Genomic DNA, 6,247 nt, shown 5'->3' with positions numbered 1-6,247 from the left:
CAGGTGCTGAACCGGCGCCTGGAGCAGCACTTCCAGCAGCTGCCCAGTGACCTGGGAGACGCCCCGCCGCCGCCCGATTTGCCGGCCGACAGCGAGCTCGCACACTGGGTCAGCGAGATGGAGCTTGGCGTGCCCGAACGGCTGCTGCTCGCCCTGGCGCTGGTGCCCCATGTGCAACCAGCCGCGCTGGACCTGCTGTTCATGCGCAACCAGAACCTGGACCGCGGCTTCACCGAATTCGGCGGCATCAAGTCGCAAGCGCACGGCGGCTTCCTGCCCACCGGCGAGACGGCGGCTTTCATCATCGCGGGCGAAGATTTGGGTTGGCGCATCCGCCTGCTCGATTGCTTCGACCCGCACCACCCGCTGGCCCGGCGCGGGCTGCGGCTGGAGATGCCGCCGGCCAGCGAGCCGCGCCTGGCGGGCGCCCTGGTGCTGAGCAACGAAGCCCTGCAACGCCTGAGCACCGGCCACGCCGACAAGCCCGACTACAGCGCGCAGTTCCCGGCCAAGCTGATCAGCACCGAGCTGGGTTGGGACGACCTGGTGCTCGCGCCCGAGGTGATGGACGAGGTGCAGCAGATCTGCGCCTGGATGCAGCTGGGGCCGCAGCTGATGCAGGACTGGGGCCTGTCGCGCAGCCTGAAGCCCGGCTACCGCGCGCTCTTCCACGGCCCGCCCGGCACCGGCAAGACGCTGACGGCCACGTTGATCGGCCAGGTGGCGAAGGCCGATGTCTACCGCATCGATTTGTCGATGGTCGTCTCCAAGTACATCGGCGAGACCGAGAAGAACCTGGCCCGCGTGTTCGATCAGGCCGAGACGCGGCGCTGGATCCTGTTCTTCGACGAGGCCGACGCGCTSTTCGGCAAACGCGGCGCGGCCACCAACGCCAACGACCACCATGCCAACCAGGAAATCGCCTACCTGCTGCAACGGGTTGAAGACTTCCCCGGCGTGGTCATCCTGGCCAGCAACCTGCGCAGCAACCTGGACGACGCGTTCTCGCGCCGCTTCCAGTCGATGATCTATTTCCCCATGCCGGACGCGGAGCAGCGCACGCGCCTGTGGCGCAGCATGCTGCCCGCCGAGCATCTGGCGGCCGAGGTCGAGATTGCCACGTTGGCGCAGCGCTACGAGGTCTCCGGCGGCGCGATCGCCAACGTCATCCGCCACGCGGCGCTGACGGTGCTGCGTGATGGCCGCAGCCTGGTCGGCCTGGCCGAATTGCGCGCCGGGCTGGCCAAGGAATTGCGCAAAGAAGGGAGGACGCTGTGAATGCCCGCCCGTCCGGCCGTGCATCGGCTCCCTGCGTGTCGCAGCGCTGGGCATGGGCGCTGCTGCTGGCCGGCATCACTGTCGGTATGTCTGCGGTGTTGGGTGTTAGCGAAGGCCGTGCTGCTGATGCGGCGTCTGCCCCCGCGTCGTCACCTGCATCGGCGCCGGCCCTGGCGGCGTCCACGGCCGCGCCGGCAGCATCGTCATCAGTACCTTCATCCACGCAGGCCCCTGCATCGTCCCCCACGCCGAAACCGGGTTCCCCTGCGGCTTCGGCCGCTGCGCCCGCCTCGGCTGCTGCCCCCGCGTCATCCGCCAGTGCCGGTGTGCAGACCTTGCCGGTGCGACCCGCCGCCAGCCAACCCGGCCTCTGGCTGCCACCGCGTCCGACCTGCGTCCCCAATGCTGCCGACCCCGACCGCTGTGGCCCCCTGACCCTGGAGCGCGATCCCGTCACGCTGCCTAACGCCAGTTTGGGACGCCCCTACGCACGGGTCATCCAAGCCGAAGGCGGCCTGCCCCCTTACGAGTTCGATCTGATGCAGGGCAACCTGCCTGGCGGCCTGATGCTGGACATCCACGGCCGGATCATCGGAACGCCCGACCAGGCCGGCAGCAGCCGTTTCCGCGTGCGGGTCGTCGACGCCGTCGGCGGCGTGGCCAGCCAGGCCTACAGCCTGCGCGTCTTCGCACCAGCCACACCTGCCGCGAAGCCTGCCTCAGCCCCCGCGTCAGCCCCAGTGCAAAAGCTGAACCAGCTCGATGTGAGCCAGGCCGGCCCGCCGGCCCACACCGCCCCCACCGCCCGCGTCTACCAGTTGGAGCCCGCCCAGCTTGATGCACTGAAAACCGCGATCAAGTCGGCCGACACTCCTGAGCCCGTACCCATCGACCCGGCTACTGCGCCTGAAGCTGCACATGAGCCGGCCGCGGCCGCATCCGCCCCCACGCCGCCGCCGCCGGCCAACCTCGTCTGGAGCGATGCCCAGCAGACCCAGCTCGAAGCCCTGCTGCAGCCCGTGTTCGCGGTCGAGTACCCCACACAGTCGCTGTTCGAGGCCGCGGTCGATGCGCAGGTCTGCGCGCRGGCCTGGCAGCTCATCGTGCATGAAGCGCAGCGCCTGAAGCAGCAGCCGCCGGGCCAGGCCGAGTTCGCCGCCTTGTGCCCAAGCCCGGGAGCGCCGGCGACGACGAAATCCGCCACCAAACCGCCGGCATCGGCCGCGACCTCTTCGGCGCCTGCTGTCACCGCGCCAACGACGCCGACAAGCAGCATGGTCCAGCCGGTGTCGTGGCGTGACCTGCCCGCTTGGCTGATGCCGCCCGGCTTGCGCAGTTGGCTCGTCGAAGCGGCCGCGCGCGATCGTCCGTTGGTGCCGACCAAACCGCTGCCCTGGGCAGCCACGCCATCTTGCAACTGCACCGCCCCGCGCATACAGCAACCGCTGTATGCCGTTTACCCCGCGTGGCTGGCCGACGGGCCACTGCCGCAAACGCWCGACTTCAGCCTGATAAACCGCGTCAGTTATTTCGGCTTGCCGTTGGGCGATGAGCACGCGCTCAACCAGGTGGTGGCCTGGAACGAAGCCCAGACCGCGTTCATCCGCGCGGCCCAGGCACACGAGACACGCGTCGACTTCGGCGTCTACCGCGCCGACTGGGGTTGGCTCGCCACCGAGCCCGCAGCCGCGCGCGACGCGCTGGTTCAGGAACTCACAACCCAGGTGCCGCGTCGCATCCGCGAACTGCTGGACACCCCGCTGCCAGGCCTGGCCTCGCGGGCCAAAGCTTGGCTGCCGGGCTTCGCCCAAGTCCAGCGCATGGGTGACGGCGTCACCGTGTTCTTCGACCGCCTGCCCGACGCCCAGCGCGAGCCCGAGCTGGCGGCCCGCTTCACCGAGTTCTACCCCAGCTTCGTCAAGGGCCTGGCACAGGCGATGACCGAGAACGCCAAGCGCCACTACGCCATCAACCTGGTGATGACCGACCAGCAAGTCGCCGACAAGAACGGCCCCTTCGACGTGAGCCGGCTGTTCGAGCTGCTCAAGGCGGTCGAAGTGCCTGACATCGTCGATGGGCGCATCGTCGAAACCAACGGCGACTACCGGCGCCACAGCAACATCGAGTTGCGCTTTCTGGTGCTGCTGGCCGAGCCCACCAGCCAGGCCAAGAAGAAGCTGCGCGGCACCATCGAGGCCAGCCCGGGGCTGTACGGCGGCGACCGCCGCATCTTCCTGCGCAGCGTCGTGCCGCTGCTGTTGCTGCCCCAGGCCTCGGCCGAACAATACCGCGACGACCTGGTCTACGTGCAGGACAACTTCGGCGGCATCGGCTTCTGGCCCACACCGCTGATCGGCCAGCAGTTCAACGCTGAGCAGCAAAAGTCGCTGCGCAACACCTTCGGCCCGCCCCTGGGCGCCGGCGTCAGCGATGCGCTGTGCGGCGTGATCTGCCCGAACCGATGGATCTTCCGGCTGGTGTTCGAGCTGTTGTTGCTGGCCGGTGCCGTGTGCTGGCTGCTGCTGCAGTGGAACTGCGAATGGCGTGCCCGCTACGGCCGCTATGCCTTGCTCGGTGGCATCCCGCCCTTGCTGGTCGGCGCCGCGCTGCTGCAGTGCGACCCGGCGCTGGAGGCATTGCGAAAAGGCAACGCACAACTGATCGCCCTGATCGCGATTCCGTTGATTGCGGCGCTGTGGGTGGTGCTGAAACGAAACGAGGACAAGCCATGAAGCGACGTGACGTTCCCGTTCGATCTGCCGAGCTGACTTGACTGACCAGCGAGGCGCCACCATGCCCACCGAGCTCTACGAACTGCCCAACGGTCTGCTGGGCCTGTTGATCTGTGGAGGCTGGGTGCTGATTGGCTTGGCGGGCTACTTCGTGTTCCACCGGCTATGCCGCGCTCAGTTCGCCGACAGCGAGAAGAACCTGGCCATCGCATTGCTCGCAGTCGTTGCCACCATCAACTCGCTGCTGCTGGCGTTCTCGGCCATCTCGGTCTGGGAGTCTTACGGCGCGGCAGACAAGGCGGTGCGCGGCGAAGCCGTGACCATCGGCGCCCTCGCCCGGAACCTGGCTGTCTTCGACACGACCGAGTCCCGCACCGCTCGCGATCTGCTCGGTGGCTACGCACGCGTCGTTCTTGAGAGCGAATGGCAGGCCATGCGCCACGGACAGCCGAGCGACACCGCGTGGATCGCCTTCGACCAGCTGTTCGGCGCCATTGGGAACCTCAACCCGGACAGCCCCCACGAAACAGCCCTGATGCCCGAGATCTGGGAGCTCACCAACGAACTGCTCAAGCACCGGCGCGAGCGCTTGTATGCCAGCGAAGCGGGGGTGCCATCCACCCTGTGGATCGTCGTCGTCGCGGGCACGTTGGTCACGATCATGACCACCTACGTCTTTCCCCGCACGGCCTTCAACACCACGGCAGTCGGCCTGCTTTCGTTCTCGCTGGGCCTGGTGTTCTTCTTCATCGTCGCGATGGACCGGCCGTTCGCCGGCGGCGAAAGCATCGGCCCGCAGCCGATCGAGTCCGCCCTGCTGAAGATGGAGCGCTGGAGTGAATTGGCGCGCAAGTCGCCCGCAACAGCACCCATGGAGAAATAGGCCATGGAAGCTCAGGCCATGAACCCCAAGACCCCGCGCCGCGCCAAGACCCCACTCCGACAGACAGAGGAAACGCCATGAAGCAGCGCGCCCCAATGCCAGAGCGCGACACCATGCAACGCCAGGCCAGCACGCACGCCGGAGCGGTAGAAGCTCCAGACGACAGCCCACGTCAACGCCAGCAAGGTGAGCGCATTGCGCAATTGCGATCGGCCCAGGCCGTTGCGCAGCGCATGCCCGCTGGGCCTGTCGTGCAGCGGGTGAAATACATACGCAAGAGTGGCCGCGTCGTCGAGGTCGCAGACGACTACCAGAAGAAGGCGAAGGAACGCTGGGCCACCGAAGAGGAATTCGCAAGAGGCCGCGGCGGCGACGCAGCGATGGACGCCAGGCGACAGGCCATCCTCGAGCGGATCGAAGCCGAGGAGCGACGCGTCGCCACAGAGCGCCGCAAGCAGGAGCGCAAGGCTCGGCGCGACCGGGTCACCCCTCGCCAGATGCCGGAGGCCCACGAAGGCAAGCAGATCCGCTTTCCGGCCGTCGTCGGCAGCGCTGACGACCGGCCGGCCGACCTGGTCTACCGCGGCATGAGCGTCAACAACGTGCGCAACCTGCAGCGCGGCGACGGCGCCGTGTTCACAGCGCAGTCGCCCACGGGTGCCGCGACACCGCTGGCCCATGTGGTGGACGACAGCGAGGCCTCGCCGTTTCTGTCTTTCGAGGCTGAAGGGCTGGGCATCAGCGCCGGCAAATACGCCCCCAAGCCGGTCGACCCGCTCACCCACAAGCCGCTGGGTGTCACGCGCAAGGACGACGGGTTCCTGAAGCAGGAGAAGTCGTACACGGCGGAGTCGCGCCGTCGGCACCCGAATGCCAAGCGCATTGGCTATGTCGGCGGCGTCACCCGCGATGCGGGCACCCAGCGCGTGGACGTGTCCGACGAGCGCAAGGCGCAGCGCGTGTTCGGGGCGACGCCGGGTGAATCGGCCGAGCGCAAGCAGAAGGCAGTTGACCTGGCCAAGGCCGACAAAGAGGTGCTGGTCAAGCCCGGCCCAGGCGGCATCGCGCCGGCCCAGGTGCCGTTCGTGTCGAAAGTCAAAGAGGTCAACGAGGCCTATTACCGCAAGCATGTCGCCCGCCAGACGCCCAGCAAGGCCCTGGGCTACTACAAGGGCCACGGGGACACACCGACCTACGTGAAGATGCAGATTGCCGCGGATCGCGACGCCTACAAGTTCAACGTCCCGGCTGATTTGCAACGGGCGGACGATGACAGCGAAGCCGAGATGTCCGACATCGAAGAGATCGACCTGGCTGACTACGCGTCCGACGGCGACYGACCGGCCCCCAAAGG

Annotated in this window: 4 protein-coding genes; all 4 read left to right on the top strand. The window is 67.8% G+C overall.

What is annotated here, in order from left to right:
• Positions 1 to 1,278: ATP-binding protein (locus AC1DYI_RS23995; protein ID WP_477206649.1), on the top strand; the 1,278-nt coding region annotated here is incomplete at its 5' end.
• Positions 1,279 to 1,751: 473 nt separating this feature from the next.
• Positions 1,752 to 4,010, top strand: coding sequence for a putative Ig domain-containing protein (locus AC1DYI_RS23990; protein WP_477206648.1), 2,259 nt, complete (start codon positions 1,752 to 1,754; stop codon positions 4,008 to 4,010).
• A gap of 61 nt (positions 4,011 to 4,071) precedes the next feature.
• Positions 4,072 to 4,893: a bestrophin-like domain gene (locus AC1DYI_RS23985; protein ID WP_477206647.1), complete on the top strand. Its 822-nt coding sequence runs from the start codon at positions 4,072 to 4,074 to the stop codon at positions 4,891 to 4,893.
• Between the two features lie 77 nt (positions 4,894 to 4,970).
• A partial coding sequence (locus AC1DYI_RS23980; protein ID WP_477206646.1) for a hypothetical protein occupies positions 4,971 to 6,247 on the top strand: 1,277 nt, incomplete at its 3' end.

It is taken from the genome of Ideonella sp. P3_A4 (assembly GCF_056403075.1).
Note: the sequence above shows the minus strand (reverse complement) of the source record. Positions and strands in the feature narration are given on the sequence as shown.